This window comes from Bartonella capreoli, from assembly GCF_902813205.1.
GTDB lineage: Bacteria > Pseudomonadota > Alphaproteobacteria > Rhizobiales > Rhizobiaceae > Bartonella > Bartonella schoenbuchensis.
Genome location: NZ_CADDZX010000221.1, coordinates 1 through 448, shown reverse-complemented (window position 1 = coordinate 448; position 448 = coordinate 1). Strand labels below are relative to the sequence as shown.

Sequence of the window (448 nt, the reverse complement as noted above, 5' to 3'; positions counted from 1 at the left end):
TAAAAGATGTACATCATCACGTCCAGTGCCGCGCATAAGAGAAGGCGCATCAATGCCATCAACATCAGCAGCAACACTCTCCAAAATAGTAGCCATCCGCTGCGCATAAGGACGTGCAGATTCAGCCGCCTCTTGTGCACGATGCAACCTCGCCGCTGCAACCATCTGCATGGCTTTGGTAATCTTCTGTGTTGCCTTAACCGAGGCGATACGGTCTCTAAGATCTTTCAACGAAGCCATTCAAGCATTCCATCAATCATCATGAAAAATTCTTCGCATAAGACTTAAGAACAGTAAGCAACTTATCCTTAAGCTCATCAGTTATCTGTTTTTGGTCAGCAATTGCCTTTAAAAGATTTTGGTGATCGCTGCGCAAAAGTGTCAAAAGTCCCTGTTCAAACCGTGCAACATCAGAAACAGCCAAAGAATCAAGATAACCATTAACACC

The 448-nt window shown here is 44.4% G+C and carries 1 protein-coding gene and 1 pseudogene; both read right to left on the bottom strand.

Annotated elements, in window-relative coordinates; translation table 11 throughout:
* Positions 1 to 240: F0F1 ATP synthase subunit gamma (locus J7R05_RS08150; protein WP_208541866.1), on the bottom strand; the 240-nt coding region annotated here is incomplete at its 3' end.
* 49 nt (positions 241 to 289) lie between these two features.
* Positions 290 to 448, bottom strand: a pseudogene (locus J7R05_RS08145) (F0F1 ATP synthase subunit alpha); the annotation flags it as partial.